Source organism: Tateyamaria sp. LSS28, assembly GCF_059611725.1.
In genome coordinates this window covers 340,771-360,834 of sequence record NZ_JCAPFI010000006.1, presented here as the reverse complement: position 1 = coordinate 360,834, position 20,064 = coordinate 340,771, and the positions used below count along the sequence as shown (strand labels likewise).

At 58.8% G+C, this 20,064-nt stretch carries 14 protein-coding genes; 13 read left to right on the top strand and 1 reads right to left on the bottom strand.

Annotated features, from left to right (window positions below; all coding sequences use genetic code 11):
* Nucleotides 1-12: 12 nt before the first annotated feature.
* The 13 genes from tssH (at nucleotide 13) to AC53L6_RS19495 (ending at nucleotide 19,189) form a co-directional block, all read left to right on the top strand.
* Nucleotides 13-2,658 carry a type VI secretion system ATPase TssH gene (gene tssH, locus AC53L6_RS19555; protein WP_496909044.1) on the top strand — a complete coding sequence of 882 codons (2,646 nt, stop codon included), beginning with the start codon at nucleotides 13-15 and terminating at the stop codon, nucleotides 2,656-2,658.
* A 102-nt stretch (nucleotides 2,659-2,760) separates the two neighbouring features.
* Nucleotides 2,761-5,673, top strand: a complete 2,913-nt coding sequence (gene tssB, locus AC53L6_RS19550) for a type VI secretion system contractile sheath small subunit (RefSeq protein WP_496909043.1) — start codon at nucleotides 2,761-2,763, stop codon at nucleotides 5,671-5,673.
* A 53-nt stretch (nucleotides 5,674-5,726) separates the two neighbouring features.
* A complete protein-coding gene (locus AC53L6_RS19545) occupies nucleotides 5,727-7,727 on the top strand; it encodes a type VI secretion system Vgr family protein (RefSeq protein ID WP_496909042.1) in 2,001 nt (666 codons plus the stop codon).
* Between the two features lie 11 nt (nucleotides 7,728-7,738).
* On the top strand, nucleotides 7,739-8,320 hold the full coding sequence (locus AC53L6_RS19540; RefSeq protein WP_496909041.1) for a DUF6931 family protein: 582 nt from the start codon (nucleotides 7,739-7,741) through the stop codon (nucleotides 8,318-8,320).
* Between the two features lie 71 nt (nucleotides 8,321-8,391).
* Nucleotides 8,392-8,682, top strand: coding sequence for a PAAR domain-containing protein (locus AC53L6_RS19535; protein ID WP_299204556.1), 291 nt, complete (start codon nucleotides 8,392-8,394; stop codon nucleotides 8,680-8,682).
* Between the two features lie 5 nt (nucleotides 8,683-8,687).
* Nucleotides 8,688-9,992, top strand: coding sequence for a type VI secretion system-associated FHA domain protein TagH (gene tagH, locus AC53L6_RS19530; protein WP_496909040.1), 1,305 nt, complete (start codon nucleotides 8,688-8,690; stop codon nucleotides 9,990-9,992).
* 10 nt (nucleotides 9,993-10,002) lie between these two features.
* Complete coding sequence (gene tssJ, locus AC53L6_RS19525; RefSeq protein ID WP_496909039.1) at nucleotides 10,003-10,440, top strand: type VI secretion system lipoprotein TssJ; 438 nt, start codon at nucleotides 10,003-10,005, stop codon at nucleotides 10,438-10,440.
* Nucleotides 10,441-10,465: 25 nt separating this feature from the next.
* A complete protein-coding gene (tssK, locus tag AC53L6_RS19520) occupies nucleotides 10,466-11,800 on the top strand; it encodes a type VI secretion system baseplate subunit TssK (protein WP_496909038.1) in 1,335 nt (444 codons plus the stop codon).
* 26 nt (nucleotides 11,801-11,826) lie between these two features.
* Nucleotides 11,827-13,200: a type VI secretion system protein TssL, long form gene (gene tssL / locus AC53L6_RS19515; protein WP_496909037.1), complete on the top strand. Its 1,374-nt coding sequence runs from the start codon at nucleotides 11,827-11,829 to the stop codon at nucleotides 13,198-13,200.
* Between the two features lie 4 nt (nucleotides 13,201-13,204).
* Nucleotides 13,205-16,795, top strand: a complete 3,591-nt coding sequence (gene tssM, locus AC53L6_RS19510; RefSeq protein ID WP_496909036.1) for a type VI secretion system membrane subunit TssM — start codon at nucleotides 13,205-13,207, stop codon at nucleotides 16,793-16,795.
* A 13-nt stretch (nucleotides 16,796-16,808) separates the two neighbouring features.
* Nucleotides 16,809-17,414 carry a type VI secretion system-associated protein TagF gene (gene tagF / locus AC53L6_RS19505; protein ID WP_496909035.1) on the top strand — a complete coding sequence of 202 codons (606 nt, stop codon included), beginning with the start codon at nucleotides 16,809-16,811 and terminating at the stop codon, nucleotides 17,412-17,414.
* A 1-nt stretch (nucleotide 17,415) separates the two neighbouring features.
* Nucleotides 17,416-18,141 carry a PP2C family protein-serine/threonine phosphatase gene (locus AC53L6_RS19500; RefSeq protein WP_496909034.1) on the top strand — a complete coding sequence of 242 codons (726 nt, stop codon included), beginning with the start codon at nucleotides 17,416-17,418 and terminating at the stop codon, nucleotides 18,139-18,141.
* Between the two features lie 13 nt (nucleotides 18,142-18,154).
* Nucleotides 18,155-19,189 carry a hypothetical protein gene (locus AC53L6_RS19495; RefSeq protein ID WP_496909033.1) on the top strand — a complete coding sequence of 345 codons (1,035 nt, stop codon included), beginning with the start codon at nucleotides 18,155-18,157 and terminating at the stop codon, nucleotides 19,187-19,189.
* 183 nt (nucleotides 19,190-19,372) lie between these two features.
* Here the strand turns inward: AC53L6_RS19495 and AC53L6_RS19490 are convergent, their stop codons facing one another.
* Entirely contained in the window at nucleotides 19,373-19,888 is a 516-nt protein-coding gene (locus AC53L6_RS19490; RefSeq protein WP_496909032.1) for a hypothetical protein, read from the bottom strand.
* Nucleotides 19,889-20,064: the final 176 nt, after the last annotated feature.

Below are 20,064 nucleotides of genomic sequence, written 5' to 3'. Positions count from 1 at the left end.
AAAGCAATGCAAATGTCCGAGATCAGCCGTGTCGCCCTTTTTGGAAAACTCAACACAAGCGCGTTCCAAGCTATTGAAAGTGCAACAGTCTTTTGCAAGATGCGCGGAAATCCCTATGTGGAGTTGGCCCATTTTATCCATCAGATCCTGAATGCACATGACAGCGATTTACACCGGATCATTCGTTTTTTTGATCTGGACGAAGGACGTATCGCGGCCGAACTGCAGCGTGCTCTGGATGCTTTGCCGCGCGGGGCAACGGCCATCTCGGACCTGTCGCCACATCTGGAGGAGGCTGTGGAACGGGCATGGATCTATGCGTCACTGGGTTATGGGGCGTCCCGGGTAAGCACGGGGCATCTCTTGCTGGGACTGCTGACCACGCCGGGATTGAAAAATGTTCTGCGTTCAATGTCTGCTGAACTGGAAAGAGTGGATCCGCAGAAGCTTGCACGTGACTTTGAGGCTGCGGTAGAAGGATCGCCCGAGGCTGGATTGCGTGCGCAAGACGGGTCGCATGTAGGGTCAGAGCCAGGGGACGCGTCGTCGGCCATGGCCTCCACTCCTCAGGACGGGTCGGCCTTGGCGCAGTTTTGCACCGATCTGACAGCGCGCGCACGCAAGGGACAGATCGATCCAATTGTTGGTCGGGACCCGGAAATCCGCGAGATCATCGACGTGCTGATCCGTCGTCGTCAGAACAATCCGATTCTGACAGGAGAGGCGGGCGTTGGAAAGACGGCCGTGGTCGAGGGATTGGCCCTGCGCATCGCACGTGGTGATGTGCCGCCTGCTCTGGCAGAGGCGCGCCTTTTGTCTCTGGATATTGGTCTTTTGCAGGCAGGGGCCTCGATGAAGGGCGAGTTCGAAAACCGCCTGCGCGGTGTTATCGATGAGGTGCAGGCCAGTGCAGTTCCGATTGTTCTGTTTGTCGACGAAACCCACACGTTGGTGGGTGCAGGTGGGGCTGCGGGCACAGGCGATGCTGCCAATCTTCTTAAGCCCGCTCTGGCCCGTGGGACGTTGCGCACCATCGGGGCCACGACTTGGGCGGAATACAAAAAGCACATTGAAAAGGACCAAGCCCTGACCCGCCGGTTTCAAGTGGTTCAAGTCGCCGAACCCGATGACGCGACCGCCCTGCTGATGATGCGCGGGGTTTCAGAAACGCTTGAGCGTCACCACAATGTCCAAATCCTCGATGAGGCATTGGAGGCTAGCGTGCGCCTGTCTTCTCGCTACATCCCGGCAAGGCAACTGCCTGATAAATCGGTTAGCGTTCTAGATACGGCCTGCGCGCGCGTCGGCATCAGCCTGCACGCGACACCGGCGCCTGTGGACGATTGCCAACGCCACATTGCCGGTTTGGAGACCGAGTTGGACATCATAGACCGTGACGAAGCCGCTGGGGCCGAGATCGGTACACGCCGCAGCAAGGCACAGGCAGAGCTGGACGCCGAAACTGCGCGGCTGACCACCTTGACTGAGCAGTGGGAGGCTGAAAAGGCACTGATGGTCCAGATTATGGACCTGCGCGCTCAGGCCAAATCAACCGAATGTCCAGATGAGGTGGCATCCGCGCTTGAAACCCTGCGCAAGGCCCAAGCCGCGCTGGACGAGCTGCAAGGCGAGACGCCCATGATGTTGCCCATCGTGGATGCCGCCGCCATCGGATCGGTGGTCGCCGACTGGACCGGGATACCTGTGGGCCGGATGTTGCGGGACGAGATGCGCACCGTTCTGAATCTGGCGGATCACCTTTCGAAACGTGTCATCGGCCAGGATCACGCAATGGAGATGATCGCCAAGCGTGTGAAGTCTTCACGCGCAGGTCTAGACAATCCGTCCAAGCCCATCGGGGTTTTCATGCTCGCAGGAACGTCGGGCGTGGGTAAGACCGAAACGGCGCTGGCGATCGCCGAAACGCTCTACGGCGGTGAACAGAATGTCATCACGATCAACATGAGCGAGTATCAGGAAGCCCATACCGTCAGCAGCCTCAAGGGGGCGCCCCCCGGTTACGTCGGTTACGGCGAAGGGGGCGTGTTGACCGAAGCTGTACGACGCAAACCCTATTCGGTTGTTCTACTGGACGAGGTTGAAAAGGCGCACCCGGATGTGCACGAGATTTTTTTCCAGGTCTTCGACAAGGGTGTGATGGAGGATGGTGAAGGTCGTCGGATCGACTTTCGCAACACTCTGATCCTTATGACGTCGAATGTCGGCTCTGACGTGATCATGGATTTATGTGCCGACCCCGAACTGATGCCTGATTCTGACGGCATCGCCAAAGCATTGCGCGCGCCGTTGCTGGAGGTGTTTCCGCCTGCCCTTCTGGGCCGGATCGTAACCATCCCGTACTATCCGCTGAGCCCAGAGATGATCGGTCAGATCACCCGGATGCAACTTGATCGGATCGGTGCCCGTGTGCAGGCGGCCTATGATGTGCCGTTTTGCTATTCGGATGCTGTTGTCGACGCGATTGTGTCGCGCTGCCGCGAGGTCGAGAGCGGTGGGCGTATGATTGACGCGATTGTCACCAACACAATGTTGCCCGCACTGTCGACCGAAGTCCTGACTCGTCAACTTGACGGAAACCACGTGTCGAAGATGGCCATCGACGTCGCGGATGGCCAGTTCCAATATGCTTTCGACTAGAATGGGTTTGATGGGGGAAGCGCCCTTTTTCTGTTGTCGGGATGAACCCTGCGCGGCGCGGTGGGCACTTACGGATTGAACGTCTGTAAGGAAGCCTGTCCGATGTCCAAGAGCAGCCAGAAATTCATCGCCCGCAACCGCGCGCCCCGTGTCCAGATCGAATATGATGTAGAGCTGTATGGCGCGGAGAAGACGATCCAGCTGCCCTTTGTGATGGGTGTGATGGCTGATCTGTCAGGCAAGTCTGAGGACCCACTGCCCGCGGTGGCAGACCGCAAGTTCCTGGAGATCGATGTCGACAACTTTGACGACCGGATGAAGTCAATCAAGCCGCGTGCCGCTTTTTCGGTGCCCAACACGCTGACGGGCGAAGGCAACATTGCCGTCGATCTGACGTTTGAGCGGATGGACGATTTTTCGCCTGCGGCTGTCGCCCGCAATGTGGAGCCGCTGAACACCTTGCTTGAGGCCCGCACCCGGCTGGAGCACCTGCGCACGTATATGGACGGTAAATCAGAGGCCGAAGATCTGATGACGCGGTTGATCCATGACCCCGTTGCCCTTGCTGCGCTGGCAGGTTCCGCCAAGGAGACGAGCCAAGCCGATGCCGCACTGGAGTCCATGCGGAATGCCGCAACCCATGTGCCAGACGATCCCGACCAGATGAACCCACCTGATCCGGACGAAAACACCAACCGCGCGCTTGCCGATCTGGTGCAATCCAAAATTGGCACAGAGGATACGAATGATGGCCCGGTGTCTCAGGAAACCCCAACCCGTGTAGAGCCTGCGGCTGGTCAGGACGCATCAACTTCAGAGCCTGTGTTCCTCCCTGATGACGACAGCGCAGTTGATACAGATATGTCGGAGATTGTGCCGGAAGATGATGCACTGGACGTAAGCGACGATGATGTCGATGCAAGGGATGAGCTTGAGGCTTTGGATTTCACTGCGGCAGATACTGATGTCGTGACTGATGACTTGGCAGATACCCCCGATTCCGACGACGTGGATGAACCCGCTGATTGTGAGGCGGTGGACACAGACGAAGGGGCTGACCTGATTGCGGACGATCTCGACATGCTTACTCAAGACGTGTTGGACGAAACGGAAGATGAAGTGTCGGTCGATGACGTCGCGCCGGAGGGTGATGAGCCCGCGGCAGAGGAGATTTCACCTCACGGGCGACTTGATCTGCCCAAACCCGAGGATCGCGATGCTGCCCGGCCCAAGTTTCGCCTCGCGATCCTTGGTGATTTTACGGGTAGGTCCAGCAAGGGTACGGTGGAGATTGGTGCGGACCTTGCCCGTCGCAAACCCATCAAATTTGATGTCGACACGCTGGATGATGTCATCGCGCGTTTCGCCACCAAGCTTGTTCTTCCAATCGGCAAGGATGGTGCGGGTGTTGAGGTGGCATTGTCTGATCTGGACGACCTGCACCCCGACACGCTCTACGAAAACGTTGAGCTGTTCGAAGCGCTCTCCAACCTGCGTGATCGTTTGGTGTCTGGAAACAGCACCCAGGACATCGCGCAGATGCAGGAATGGGCGACAGCGTTCGGCGATACCAAACCAGTTGGCCATGCCCGCGCCAGCGGGACCACCGTGCCCGCGAACCTCAAGCTGAGCGCGTTTCAGTCGCTGATCGGAGATAACACCAACAACCTTTGCACTCCATCGCCCGCTGAGGATCTGATCGGCCGTATTGTCGGCCCCTACGTGCAGGCCGCCCCCGATCCGGATCAGCCCGCTATGTTGGCGGCTGTTGATGAGGCATTGTCCGGTGGGATGCGTGCGATCCTGCATCATCCGGACTTTCAGGCGGTAGAGAGTACTTGGCGTTCGCTGGAGCTTTTGGCCCGCCGGATCACGACAGGCGCGGGACTTGAGGTCGTTCTGTACGATGTGTCGGCAGAGGAATGGGCAGCCGATCTGGCGTCCGAGGAAGATCTTGCGAAAACCGGCCTTTTTCAGATGCTGGCTGAAGAGCCGCGCCTTGATGAGGCTCAGGGCCCACTGTCGGCGATTTTCGGGCTCTATACTCTGGAAGAAACGCCGCCCCACGCGGATCTAATGGCACGCATGGCCAAGATTAGTGACTGGATGAATGCGCCTTTCCTGACAGCAATGTCCGAGAACTTCCTGGATACACCCAAACACGAGCGCCATCCGCTAGTGGCCCGATCCTGGGATGGGCTGCGCGCGATGCCCGAAGCGTCATATGTCGGCCTGGTTGCACCACAGTTTTTGCTGCGCTTGCCCTATGGTGCCAAGACCGAACCTGTGGATTCTTTTGATTTTGAAGAATTCACCCTGCGCGACGGTCTCAAGGGTATGCTATGGGCCAACCCCGTCGTCCTGTCGGCCATCCTGCTTTGCGAAACTGTGAACCAAAAGGGCAAGGCGATGCAATTGGGCGACGTGATGTCGGTGGGTGATCTGCCGCTGCATCACATCACTGATCAGCACGGCGATCAGGTTGCCCTGCCATGTACCCGTAGGTTGTTGAATACGCGCACGATGGCAGAGGTGGTCGCCCGAGGCTACATCCCGCTGTTGTCGATCAAGGGCCGCACCGAGGTTCGCCAAGGGTCGTTCCAGGGTCTGGGCGCCGGTATGTTGGCTGGTCCATGGGGGCAAAGCGCGGGCGCGGGAACTGGTCTCGGCGGCGTCAAATCCACACTCGATATCACACGCCAGGCATCGGATCACCCCGAAGACGGCGGTGACTTTGGTCCCTCCCGGCCTGGTGGAGCGGGAGAGGACTATGACGACCAATTTGCCCAAGACGAAGATGAAGACGACACGGATGACGGCGATGACCTGGGCTTCGGTGATGATGATGACGACGATCTGGATGGCTTTGACCTAAGCGACGCTGACGACGCCGACGATGGCTCGGACGACGACCTTGATGCGTTGCTTGCCGGGTTCGGTGACGATGATGGCGCTGACGAAGACAACGAAGAAGATATGGATCCCGCACTTGCTGCGTTGATGGAGGATCTGTGATGCGCGTGAACTTCACTCCGCATGCGTATCCCTGCAGCCGGGAGGCATGCTGAATGTCCAAAGATATCCTTTTGGAAAACCGCCCCGCGACACTGATCTTGCCGAACCGTATCAAAGGCTATCTGGTACGCGCGCAGATTGATGAGGCCCTGGGCGAAGTTCCTCTGATGACGGTCGAATTCATGTCTACGGACCTCGATCTTGATCTGCAAAAGCTGGTCGGCGAACGACTGCGGATCGACTTGGATGCGCCGAACAAGAAAACTCGCTACTTCCAAGGGCGGTGTGTCTCAGCTGAATTTCTGGGTGCATCGGGCAGCCAGGGGTATTTCCGTGCCGAGTTGCGTCCTTGGCTGTGGTTTCTGACGCAAACGAACAACTGCCGCATATTTCAGGACAAAACGGTGATCGAGATCATTAAGGATGTCTTTGGTACGCACGGATTTTCAGACTTCAAGGACAAGACCAAGCATCGTTTTGAAAAGCGGACCTACTGCGTCCAATACCGTGAAAGCGATTTCGCCTTCATCTCGCGTCTGATGGAAGAGGAGGGAGTTTATTACTTTCACCAGTATGATCAAACCCGCGAAACGCTGATCCTCGCTGATGACTCGAGCAGCCACGAGCCCCTTACAGATCACGGTCAGCTCAACTACTATGTGCGTGCCGCCGATATGTTTCGGGACGAGGATCACATCTACGAATGGCGCGGTTCAGAGCAGATACGGCCCGGAAAAGTGTCGTTGCAAAGCTATGATTTTGAAAAGCCCAAGACAGACCTGGCATGCGTTAAGTCGGTGTCCAAGGGGCGCCACGTGCACAACTCTTATGAAGTGTATGACTACCCGGGGCGCCATGACAGCGCTGGAACAGGCGAGCATCAGGCCCGCGTGAAAATTGAAGGAATTGCGGCTCAGACCCATCAGGCTCGAGCCGTAGGCAGTGTCCGGCAGATGGCTGTGGGCGCAAAATTCCGGTTGAACAAGCACCCACGCAAGGCAGAGAACAGTGAATACCTTGTTGTTCGCGCCCGACATCAAATCCAGCTCGATGTGATGGTGGAAGACCGCGATATCGTCGAGGCCATTCTGGGCCCGGTGTTGGATTTCGATGCCGATACCAACCCTGATCTCTACCGGTGCAATATCGAAGTGCAGCCCGCCCGCGAGCCCTACCGCTCAGGGCAGCACACGCCACCTCCGGAAAACCCCGGCGTGCAAACCGCCGTTGTCGTCGGAAAGGCCGGTGAAGAGGTTTGGACCGACACATTCGGTCGGGTGAAGATCCAATTCCATTGGGATCGGGACGGCAAACGGGATGAAAAATCGTCGTGCTGGGTTCGGGCGGCTATGCCCTGGAGCGGCAAGGGATGGGGAGTGATAGCCGTCCCACGCATCGGTCAGGAAGTTGTGGTCCAATTCGAACAAGGCGACCCCGACCGTCCGATCATTACTGGAATGGTCTATAACGGCGATACCAAAACCCCTTTTCCACTACCGGGAAATGCGACGCAGATGGGCATCAAGACCAATAGTTCCAAGGGCGGGAATGGCTTTAGCGAGTTGATGTTTGAGGACAAAAAGGGTGCCGAGTTCGTTCGTCTGCAGTCCGAGCGGGATTTCAAACAGATCATCAAGAACAATGCCGAGATCGAGGTTGGGTTGGCCCACAAAGACAAGGGGTGGCTCAAGCAGACGATCCATGGCGACAAAATCGAAACGATTGGGGGTGACGACAACACTCAGATCGACGGGGCACACGGCCTGACAGTCGCCAAGAGCGCAGAGATCGATGTGGGTGCGGCGCTGAGCCTGACGGCAAAATCCAAGATCACTTTGAAATGCGGTGGTGCGCAGATCGAGATGACGCCGTCCGGGATCACGATTTCTGCACCGCAGGTCGAAGTGAAGGCTGCAGCCACGGCCAAGATCAACGCTGGTGGTCAGCTGGCATTGGAGGGCAAAGGCATGCTCAAGCTCGAAGGCGGCGGTATGACCCAGTTGAAATCTTCCGGCATTTTGATGGTCAAGGGCAGCTTGACCATGATCAATTAGCGGTGCGCGCGATGTCTGATCCTCTATTTGATGATCTGTGCAAACTGTCGGCGGGACCCGTGGCCCGTGTCCTTACGCAGCACAATGTGATTTTGCAGACCGAACTGGATGCCCCAGCGGGAGCAACCGCCGCCGCGATCTTGGAAGAGCTTCATGGCAAGGGCGCTCAGCTCGACATGATGCAGGTGCTGGCCCATACCCTTCCGCCGCGCGAGGCGGCGTGGTGGGCCTGTCTTGCCGCGCGCGAAATGGGGGCAGAGACCCGTGCTGTCAGTGTGGCTGAAGGTTGGGTGCGCCAGCCCGGTTTTGACACAAGGCTTGCAGCCCGCGAAGCATTGGACTCCGCAAAGCAAGATGACGATACCGCCTTTTGCGCCATGGCAGCCTGCTTTGCCGATGGCACGATGGGCCCCGGCGAATTCGATGATCACCCGGCCCCGCCTGGCGCTGTGGGCGCGGCGGTCTATGGGATGCTTTTGATCGCGCTTTTTGCGGATGAGACCGCCGTGGCCACGCGCGGCTCCCTCTTTTTGAAGCGCGGTTTGGATATTGCGCGCGGCGGCAATGGTCAGATTGAACCAAATTCGGACTAGGCGGCACTAACCTAACGAACCGCCAGCGCGCTACGCACTGGTGCAACCGCCAACCCGAACGAGGTACAGTCATGACGTTGCCCGCCGCCCGTGTTGCAGACATGCACGTCTGCCCGATGCTGACCGGTGTGGTGCCGCATGTAGGCGGGCCTATCGTGACACCGACCCCGACGGTCCTGATTGGAATGATGCCGGCAGCCACGGCCACGGCGATGGCGGTTTGCGTCGGCCCGCCGGACGTTGTGGCCAAAGGTTCAATGACCGTTTTGACCGGCAAGAAGCCACAGGCCCGCATGGGGGATACATGCGGCCATGGCGGGGCGATCGTAATGGGTTGCATGACCGTGCTGGTCGGGGGGTGATGACCATGTCCTTATCCTTGAAAGCACATCATCCCAACCTGCCGAAAGATGTAACTCTCGAAGTGACGATGATCGCCGACACGATCACCGTCGGGCGCGGCGAGGATAATGACCTCGTTCTGCCTGATCCGGATCGCCACCTTTCCAAACAACACTGTGTCGTCGAGCGGAGCGGTGACAGCTTTGTCGTGAGGGATATGTCGACCAATGGCACGTTCCTCAATTACCAGGACGACCGGCTTGAGGCTGCACCCACGCCACTGAACACTGGCGATGTGATCCTTGTGGGCGAGTTCGAGCTTGTCGTGAGTATCCGCGAGGTGCCTGCGGATGCAGTCACGACCAATCCTGCGCCCGATCTGCTGGGCCCTTCGAATAATGATAAGGCCTGTTTCGAGTTGGACCCGTTGGCGGCGAGCCATGATGATGACAGTGCATTTCTGGACGCGTTGCTGAGTGAACCCGCCTCAGTTGCGCAGCCTGCAATCAGCGATCCTGTTGATGCGCTGCTCCAAGATGGACCCCAGATGGGGGCGAGTGCACCTGATCACACGCCCGCGGCGCAGGATCATTTTGTGCCGCCTCGGGCCATGAATGCGGTCATTCCCGACGACTGGGACGACAACATGACTTCGCCATCTGCCGAGGAACCGCCCCGGGAGGACCCTGAACGAACGCCGCTGCTTGAGCAGACGCCGGATCCAACTCCGTTGCCCGCGACGCAATTAAAAACCGCAGACGTGGATACAGCAGTGCAAGCCTTTGTCGCAGGCCTTGGGGTGACAGGCCTGCAGATCGCACCGGAACAGACCGAAGAGATGATGGGCCGGATGGGGCGGGTGATGGCTGCAATGATCGCTGGCATGCGAGAGATCATGATGACTCGTGCCGCTCTCAAGAGCGAAATGCGGGTGGCCCGTACGATGATCGAGCCGGATCAGAACAACCCGTTGAAGTTCTCTGTCAGCGTCGAGCAAGCCATCGAGGCGATGCTTAAACCTGCCGGGCGCGGTTATCAGGACCCCGAAATTGCCGCAGCCGAGGTGCTGCACGACATAAAAACCCACGAGGTTGCCACAATGACCGGCACGCAAGCCGCGCTGGCAGACCTTCTGTCGCAGCTTGCACCTGAACAAGTGTCGGCACGGATCGAAAAGAAGCGAGGGTTTCTGAGCAGCCGAAAAGCGCAGCTCTGGGACGCTTACGTACGTCACCATTCAGAACTGATCCGCCAGACCGAAGACGACTTTCAATCCACGTTCGGCAGGGCGTTTTCACGTGCCTACGAACAACAGATCACCAAGCTTTGAGGGGAAAGACATGTTCAACCGCACCACACTTCTTGTAATCGCGATGGCACTAGCGACCCTTGCAGGCTGTGCCGAGCGCGGCCCTGCCCCAACAACTGTAGCTCTGTCGATCACCGGAGCGGCGGACATGAACGGTGGCGCACCTGCGCAGGTCAAGGTCTACTACCTGAATGACACGGCTGCTTTTGGCTCCGCAGATTTCTTTGCTGTTTTTGAAGAACCCGAGGCGACGCTAGGCAGTGATCTGGTGGCGGTGAACCCATTCAACCTTGCACCAGGGCGGACGGTGAATGATGCCCAGAGCTTTGCTAGCCCACCCGCTGCGGTTGGTGTCGTAGCCGCCTTTCGCGATATCAACGGCACCTTCCTTGCGGTCCGTCCCCTCGTTCCAAATGCGCCGAACCCGGTCCAAGCGACGCTGACCGGTAATCGCGTCGCTATTCGTTGACGCGCCCCGAAGGAGCCCACCCAAAATGTCCTGGCAAAACAAAGTTGTGTGGCAAGAAGGCCTGTTCCTTCAACCTCACCATTTCCAGCAGCAAGATCGCTATTTGGAAGCCTTGGTGGCTGGGGTAGCGGGCTCAGTCGCGCCCTATGCCTGGGGCGTGCAGAAACTGACCATCGACACAGAACTGCTGCGATTGGGCAAGATCGCCGTGACATCGGCCTCTGGTCTAACTCCAGATGGCGCCGTGTTTCGCATTCCCGAAGTGGACGCCCATCCTGCAGCTCTTGATGTGCCGGAAACGGTGAAGGACGCGGTGGTTTTTCTCACCGTGCCAACGCGACGTCAGGGGGCAACCGAGGTGGACCTCACGGATGATCCGGCTGCGCGATCGCGCTATGTGCCAAGCGAAATCGAGGTTGCCGACAGCACCGGTCGCGACCGTCGGCCTGTCGACCTTGCTGTCGGCAAGCTGCGAATGATGCTGGCGCTGGACGTGGACGAGTTGACTGATCGGCTGTCCATCCCCATCGCCCGTATCATTGAGGTGCGCGCCGATGGCGGGGTTGTCTTGGACAAAGGGTTCATGGCGTCATGCCTTGATGCCCGCGCCGCACCTCCGCTTCATGATTTCCTTCAGGAACTGGAGGGGCTGGTCAGCCACCGTGCACATGCGCTGTCTGGGCGGCTCAGCCAAACGGGCGACGCCAAGGGCGTGGCTGAAATCTCTGATTTCCTCCTCTTGATCGCAGTAAACGCGGCGCTGCCCCAGATCCGTCATTTGTTGAACATTGAAAATGCCCATCCCGCGCAAATTTATCAGCAGCTCGTGGGGCTTGCCGGCCAGTTGGCAACATTCATGACGGCGGACAAGATTGCGCCGGAATTTCCAATCTATCGCCATTCCGATCTGACCGGTGTGTTTCAGCCGGTGATCCGGGCTTTGCGTGAAAATCTCAGCATGGTCCTCGAACAAAACGCCGTTGCGATTCCGCTTCAAGCCCGTAGCTACGGCGTGTCTGTGGCGATGGTCGAAGACAAGTCCCTATTCACCAGCGCCAATTTCGTGTTGGCAGCCAAGGCGAGTGTTCCGCCGGAAAGCGTGCGCAGGCACTTCGCCTCGCAGGCCAAACTGGGGCCCGTGGAGGAAATCCGCCAGTTGGTGAACTCCGCATTGCCTGGTGTTGATCTGCGCGCCTTGCCCGTGGCGCCGCGCCAGGTGCCTTACCACGCTGGCGTTGTCTACTTCGAACTCGACCGTGCGAACCCGTACTGGAAGCAGATGCGCGACTCCGGTGGGCTGGCGATTCATGTGGCGGGCGAGTTCCCGGATCTTGAGATGGAGCTGTGGGCGATCCGTTGATGCGGACCCGTGCAGGAGAGATGAAGATGACCAAGGATGACCCTTTCGCGGAAGCCACAGATACCGACAAAACAGTGATCCGACTTAATCCGGGCGGGCGGCTTCCCGAGCCTATGCCCTCTCCGCCCCAAACTGCACCTGCGCCCAATGTCGGAACTCCGGCGATGACCACTGCGACACGACCTGTCGCGCAGATGCCTCAGTCGCAAGATGTTCTTGCCGGTTTCAATCCGCTTTGCGCCGCAGCCTCGCATCTGTTTCAGCTCGTCGGACGCATCCGCAACCGCGCGCAACATGCCAATCCAGCCCAGCTGCGCCAGAGCGTTGTTTCAGAAATTCGCGCCTTCGAAGATCGCGCGGCACAAGCGGGCGTGCCTGGTCAGATCGTCAAAGTGGCGCGCTACGCCATCTGTGCAACGGTCGATGACGTGGTTCTGAACACGCCGTGGGGCGGTAACAGCATCTGGGCTCAGCAAAGCATGGTCGGCACCTTTCACAAGGAGACCCATGGCGGCGAGCGATTTTATGATCTTCTTGATCGGTTGCAGACCGATCCTGGCAGCAATCGGGCCTTGCTCGAGTTTCTCTATATGTGCCTCAGCCTTGGATTCGAGGGACGTTTACGAGTCGCCGCGCGGGGAACGGAAAAGCATCTGACCGTGCGCGATGGGCTGGCGCGGACCATCCGGACACAGCGGGGCCGGACAGAGCCTGATCTTTCGCCGCATTGGCAGGGTGTCAAAGTGGCACATCACGTGCTGTCGATCTGGATGCCGGTGTGGTTGCTGGCTGGGCTGACCGCTGCGCTTGCGGCACTCGCGTTCTTTATCCTGTCCTTCCTGCTAAGCCTTGATACTGAGCGGGTTCGTGGCCAGATCCTCGCATTGGACCTTGGCGGACCGATCACGCTTGCGCGACCAGCGCCGCCGCCCCCACCACCGCTGCCCGCACCCGAGCAGGTTAACGATCTCGACCGCATCCGTACCTTTCTGGCCCCTGAAATCGCCGCGTCCCTTGTGACAGTCACACGTGACGGCAATACAGTGCTGGTTCGGATCAACGGTCAGGGCATGTTCGGTTCAGGCTCTGATGTCTTGCGCGAAGACGTGCGCCCGCTGATCGACCGCGTGGCTGCCGCGCTGGAGCCTGAGGACGGTCGGATAATCGTCGCAGGACACTCCGATAATATCCCGATCAACACCGCGCGCTTTCCGTCGAACCTGGCCTTGTCTCTCGCCAGAGCTGAGGCCGTGATGAAAAAGATCGTTACGACCCTCAGCGATCCGGACCGGATTACCGCTGAAGGGCGCGCGGATAACGAACCCATCGCCACCAACGAAACGCCAGAAGGGCGCGCCCAGAACCGTCGCATTGACGTCATTCTTGTAAAGGCAGGCTAGAGCCATGATCCGCAATTTTTTCGTGAACGTCATCCTTTCGCCCATTGGCATAGTGGCCATCACCGCTGCCTTGCTTCTAGGACCCTTGTGGTACCTTGGTCCGCTGGTAGAGATTGTGGGCGTGCGACCCTTTGATACGGTTCTGGACCGTGTGGCGGCCACGCTTTCGATCCTCGCGGCCGCAACGATCTTTGTGTTGATCATCCTCCTGAGCCGCCGGTCACGCGAAACCCAGATATCGGAAGAGATCGCCAAACAAGCGGCCGAGGACACCGCCGAAGACGAGGCAGTGCGCTCCGAGCTGGCGGAGATCGGTGCGCGGCTCAAAACGGCTTTGCATACCCTTCGCAAAAGCAGGACGGGCGGATGGTTCGGTAAGAGACATCTCTATCAGTTGCCATGGTACATCATGATTGGTCCACCAGGCGCGGGTAAAACCACGGCCATCGTCAATTCGGGCCTCAAGTTCCCGCTGGCCGACAGCCTCGGCAAAGAAGCGGTCGGAGGCGTTGGTGGCACCCGGAATTGTGATTGGTGGTTCACCAATGACGCCGTTCTTCTTGATACGGCTGGCCGTTACACCACGCAGGATAGCAACGCCTCAGCGGACAGCCGCGCCTGGGTCGGTTTTCTTGAGATGCTGAAGAAGTACCGCAGTCGTCAGCCGATCAACGGTGCGATGGTCGCGATCAGCGTGTCGGACCTGTCGGAAATGGATGAGGTCACCGCCGCAACCCACGCTCAGGCGATCCGCGTCCGGTTGCAAGAGTTGCGAGATAGGCTTGGTGTCAGCTTTCCGGTCTATGTGATCTTGACCAAGGCCGATCTAGTGGCAGGCTTCCAGGAATTCTTTGATGGGTTGGGCAGCAAGGAGCGTGAACAGGTCTGGGGCATCACCTTGCCGCTGGCCACCGGCAAGGTCGCAGCTGCACCCGTTGCTGAGAGCTTTCGCACGGAATTCGACGGGTTGGTGGCGCGCCTCAGCGATCACAGTCTGGAACGTATACAGGCTGAGACAGACTTTCAGCGCCGCACTTTGATTGCAGGTTTTGCTACCCAGATGGCTAGCCTGCGCGATGCCGCAGAAACGTTTCTGGGCGAGATTTTCCAGGAAAGCCGCTACAGTGATCCGCTGCTGTTGCGCGGTGTCTATTTCACTTCTGGAACACAAGAGGGTATGCCCATCGATCGGCTCATGGCCGGGATGTCGCGCAACTTTGGCATCGGGCGGCAAGCCATCGGGACCGGCCAGGGGCAGGGGCGCAGCTTTTTCCTGACCCGGCTGATGACGGACGTGATCTTTGGCGAGGCGGGGCTTGTTTCGCGAGATGATGCGGTTGAGCGGCGGACGCGGTGGGTCACGCGCGGTTCAATCGCGACGGGTTTGGCGGCCTTTGCCTTGGTTTTCGGTGTTCTTCTGAACAGTTTTGTGGGCAATCGGAGCTTGATTGCGCAGACCAGCGCGCAGATTTCGACCTTCCAGGTCCTTGCCGCCGACATCCCGCAAAGTCCTATTTCTGATAGTGATCTGGCACCGGTCGCGCCCGCGCTGAATATTCTGCGCGATATGCCCGGCAATCCGGCTGCCACGGATCCCGAGCCGCCACGCGCGCTGACCTATGGCCTGTATCAGGGCGATGTGATCGGCACGGAGACCGCGCAAAGCTACCGGGCGGCTCTCAACTCCCTGATGCTGCCGCGCTTGCTGGTTCGGCTCGAGGACATGATGCAGTCCAACCTCAACGACAGTGCTGGCCTGTTCGAGGCTCTGAAAACCTACATGATGCTTGGCCTGCAAGTGCCGATGGACGCGGATCATGTCTCAGCATGGTTGGCCGATGATTGGGAAAACCTGTTTCCCGGTCAGCCCAGCCTTCAAGCGGACCTGCAAGGACATCTGGCCGAACTGCTTGGCCAACCCATGCAGGAAATCGCCCTGAACGGCCCGCTGGTCGCGCAAGTGCAGGCGATCCTGTCCGAAACCCCTATTTCCGAGCGCGTCTATGTCAGTATCGTCACCTCGCCTGAAGCACAGGCTTTGGCGCCGTTCCGGATCACGGAAGTGGGCGGACCTGCTGCATCGCGTGTACTGGTGCGCCCGTCGGGAAGACCGCTCACCAGCGGAATCGAGGGCGTGTACACCCGCGCGGGCTTTTATGATTTTTTCCTGCCTCAGATCCTCGTCGCTGCCGAGCGTATTCAACGTGACAGCCTGATCCTTGGGCCCGGCGGTCAGATCGAGAACAGCCCTCAGGCGCTTGCGCTGATCAGCCGGGATGTGCTGGCCTTGTACGAGACCGATTTCGTTGCACGCTATGACGAACTGTTGGCGGATATTGATGTTCTGCCAATGACCAACCTTGGTCAGGCCACTGACGTCATCAACATCCTGTCCGGTCCCATCTCGCCTTTGCGCAACTTGCTTGAGGGCGTGACCGAGCAGACTCGATTGACAGTCCTACCCTCGGTTGCCGCTGTCACCGGCGTAGCCGCAGCGGAAGCGCAGGAATTTGCGATCGGGGAAGTGGTCCGTAGCATCAGCGTCGATGCAGAAGACTTTTTTAACGCTGTGCGCGGCACGCTTGAACAGATCCCGGATGCCGAGCCTGTTGCGCCGGGTCAATTCGTCGAGGATCGGTTTCAGGAAATCCACCGCCTGACAGACCGCACCGAAGGACCATCCGAACTTGACCGCATTATCCAACTGATGACGGATGTCTATAATGAATTGAACCGGCTGTCGCTGGGCCAGAACCTTGGCACGGCACTCCTTGGGGACAGCCAGAACGCACCGGCCCGTCTTCAGGCTGAGATCGGGCGGATGCCAGCTCCAATGGAGCGGTGGGCAACACAGGTGGTTCAGTCGTCTGCAGGGGCCGCAATCGGTGGCGCACGGTCCGAGATCAACACCAAGTGGCAGTCCGAGGTTCTGCCGTTCTGTACTCGCGCCATCAATGACCGCTATCCGTTCAATAGACAGGCGCCGGCAGATGTCGCTTTGCAGGACTTCGGCCGCCTATTTGGCCCCAGTGGACTGATGGAAACGTTCTTTAACGAAAACCTCGCCCGCTTTGTGGACACATCGCAAAACCCCTGGCAGGTGCGTCGGGTCAACGGGATTGATGTGGGCGTTTCGAACTCGGTTGTGCAGCAGTTCCAGCGCGCCGACGAGATCAAGAACAGCTTTTTTGTTGCCCCCGGCTTGCCAGACATCACGCTGGAAATTACGCCCTCCGCACTTGATCCAAACGTTGAGCGCGTGACGTTGGAAACAGGCGGTCAGACTGTGAGCTATGCCCATGGCCCGCCCCAGGCGAGTGCGCTGCGGTGGCCTGGGGAACAAGGTACGCGGACCCGTGTGGCATTCACGCCTACGCGTTCGGACGTGCGCAACGATGTCACTCATGACGGGCCTTGGGCGCTCTTTCGACTGTTGGATGCAGCAGAGGTGCGGCGGACAAATGTGAGCGACCGCAACCGTGTGGTGTTCAATGTCGGCGGGCGGATCGCGATCTTTCAGCTGCGCGCCGGGTCTGTGTTGAACCCGTTTACACTGGACGCTCTCAGCGCGTTCAGCTGCCCAACCTCTTTGTAGTGGGGGCACGGATATGACTTTTGGCTACTACGGCAAACTGCCCTTTGCTGGCGATTTCCTACGCCAGGGCCTGTCTGCTGCCTTCGTGCCAGGTTGGGATGCCTGGATGCAAAGGATGCTGATTATGGCCAGCGAGACGATGGGCGAAACCCGCTGGCACGGCGCGTATCTATGTGCCCCGATCTGGAGGTTCAGCATCGCACCAGGAATATTGGCGTCGCATGGGGCCGTGGGCGTCTTTATGCCAAGCCTTGACCGGGTCGGGCGCCGATTTCCGTTCTGCATTGCGGCGGCCACGGATTTGCCACCTGTTGCTGCCTACCTGGCCCTGCAACCGGTGGCAGAACAGTTGGAGGCGATTGCGCTCGATATGATTGAAGGACAAGGCGGTCTTTCGAACCTTGACGCGCGCCTTGCTCAACTGCCCAGCCTCAGCGCATTGCCGCACGTGGTGGGCCTCGGACAGGGTGTCGGGTCGCTTTGGATCGCGACCGTAGTGGATCAGGCCCGCGTCATGCTTGCGCCCCAAGTGCCGACACGCCCGGACGAAGCCGCCGCTCTGTTCGATCCAGATGCATCCTATTGGACCAGCGCGGCCTTGACTGGTTCGGAGACCTGATATGTCCCAATCCAAAGCTTCTACGCGACGATACAGCGCCAAGACCCACATGGGCCTTGTCAGACCGGTCAACGAAGATGCAATTTTGGCACTACCGGATCTTGGGTTGTGGGCTGTAGCGGACGGGATGGGCGGCCATCAGGGCGGCGACTTTGCCAGCCAGACGGTCATCGACGCTTTGTCCACCCTGCCAGCGGATCTACCGCCTGCAGATTTGCCTGGCCGTATTCGCCAGGCCGTACATGAGGCACACAAAGACATCCAGGCTGAAGCAGCAAGGCGCGGGAATGCCATCATCGGCACAACCGTGGTGCTGCTGGTTCTGGCAGGCGATCATTTTCTATGCCTTTGGGCAGGCGACAGCCGTCTTTATCGCTTGCGCGGCGAAACGCTGGAGATGATCAGCGTAGACCACTCTGTCGTTGGCGAGTTGGTGGCCGCTGGTCAGCTGAGTTGGGACCAGGCCGAACATCATGCCCAGAGTAACCAGATTACCCATGCGGTGGGCGTAGGATCTGAGCCCGGGATCGACAAGCGCCGCGGTGAGGTTGCCTCCGGCGACAGGTTCCTACTCTGCTCTGACGGGCTGACGAAGTATGCCGACGAAGCAACACTTAAGCGGTTCATGCAAGAGGGTGCGCTTGAAACCGTGGCCGACGAACTGATGCGCGTCGCGCTCGAAGGCGGGGCTGCCGACAACATTTCCATCATCGTGGTCGACATCTGAGGAGAGACACAAAATGGTCTGTTTCTGCAAACAACCTGCCGCTACGATCCCAACGTATATCCGCCCCAGCTTTTCCATGGCCTTGCCGCAGGTTCCGCTGCAGATGCAGTTGGCCGTCGCTCTGCCCGCGATCACGCCCGAGAACCGGCTGGACATGCAGATTGGGGCCTATCTCGGTAACCTCAATCTGCCCACCATATCCATGCCGAATTCCGGGCTCTTCCAGATCGCTCCGATGTTGGCCCTTGTGGCGGGGACATTTCCACTGATGGATCTGCCCGCTCTGGAACTGTCGCTGCAAGAGATGGGCGACACGATGATGACGCATGTTTGGCCGCATGTCGGATGGCTCATGTCACTCAAGCTCGGGCCGCTCTTGAACTTTGCGCTTGCAGCCCGGCTGGTTCTGGATTTGCAGGACCTTGGCATCGATCCGTTCGATATGTCCTACACCATGCCGCGTGTCAGCTATCCGGGGCATCATTTCCGGATGTCCATGCCTATGCCGCAGTTGCACATGGCGCGCCTCCTGTTAGGGCTGCCAAGCCTGTTTTCGCTGACCGAGACATTTCAGTTGCCGACCTTGGGCGACGAGGGATCCTTTCCAGGTTTGTTCAGCGCGCTGCACCGTTTGGCGAGCGTCCGACCGCCCCAACTGGGTATCACGCTCCCTCAACTCACCAAGCTGGCTCTGGTCTTGAATTCGTTGGCAACGATCAAGATGGCCTTTGGCGATCCCGGACTGATGGGGGCCGGCCTCGCCCCTATTCGCGCGATGATGCGGTTCTGGGGGGCGATGCCTTTTCCGATGCCGCCAATGCCTGCTCTGGCATTGAACGCAGAACTTGACGCGTTACCGTCGTTCGAGTCGATCCAACTGGGCGCGGGGATGGCGTCGCCGTCGATACTCGCGCCGCTGATGGGGTTTTCGATGCCACAGATCGGGTTCTTGCCGGTCGCCAACTTGATGCTGGGTCTCAGCGCCTCCTTGCAACTTGTGCTCGACATGGATCCGCTGGATCCATGTGCCCTTTGCCCATTTTCCTGAGACCGCAAGCAAAACAAAAAGGCCCCGCGCGAAGTGCCGGACTTTCATTCGTGCGCCTTTGCAGCGCTTACATCAATTCCGTGACGACCTTGTCGGAAACCGCCATGACCAGTTCAATACCGGTTTTGTCGGTGTTCCCCGCATCTGCAAGGATAGCCTTTGCCATTGTTATGGTCTTTTTGTTCACGGCGCCGCTCTTGACAATAGAAGCGCCAATTCCTTGAGGTCTTTCTCGGCCCCCTTGGGCAAAGCGAATTCCCGCATGACGCCCGGCCATTTCACCGCGTTTACCGCTTTCTCGTTCGCGTTCGAGAACTTTGGGATGTCCTTGTACGACTTTGTCAGGTGATCCTCAAAGTCGGCAAATGCTGTGCCCGCCGGGATCTCGCCCGAGCGCATCATCGAACTGTGCAGTGTTTCACTGGCTTTCTTGGCTGCCGGTCCACCTTTCTTCTTGAAAATACTCGTCAGCTTGGCCAGTTCCGCTTTGCGCTTCTTGAACGCGGCTGAATAGCTGAAGTATCCGTGCTTCTTTAGGAAATTCTTGGCAAGGAGGGTAAAGGCCGCCATTTTCTTATCGCGGTAGACACCCAGACCGTCCACTTCGGTGATGACCTTGGCGAACCACTTCTTGGTATCGGCTTTGCGGCCGGCCCGCCGCGCATCAAGTGCTTCCTCGAACGCGTTGTAGATGGCCAACCTGGCCGGCCCCAGCACAGTTTCAGTCAGCTGATACTCCTACAAAATGCCTTGATCAGTGCTTGGTCACCTGCGGCCATCACCGGCTCCTTTCCTAGAGGGTGCGTGTAGTTGTTAGTCTCCAAAACGGGGCAAATGGTTTGATTCCACTGCGGGCTTTTTGGACACCCAGCGCA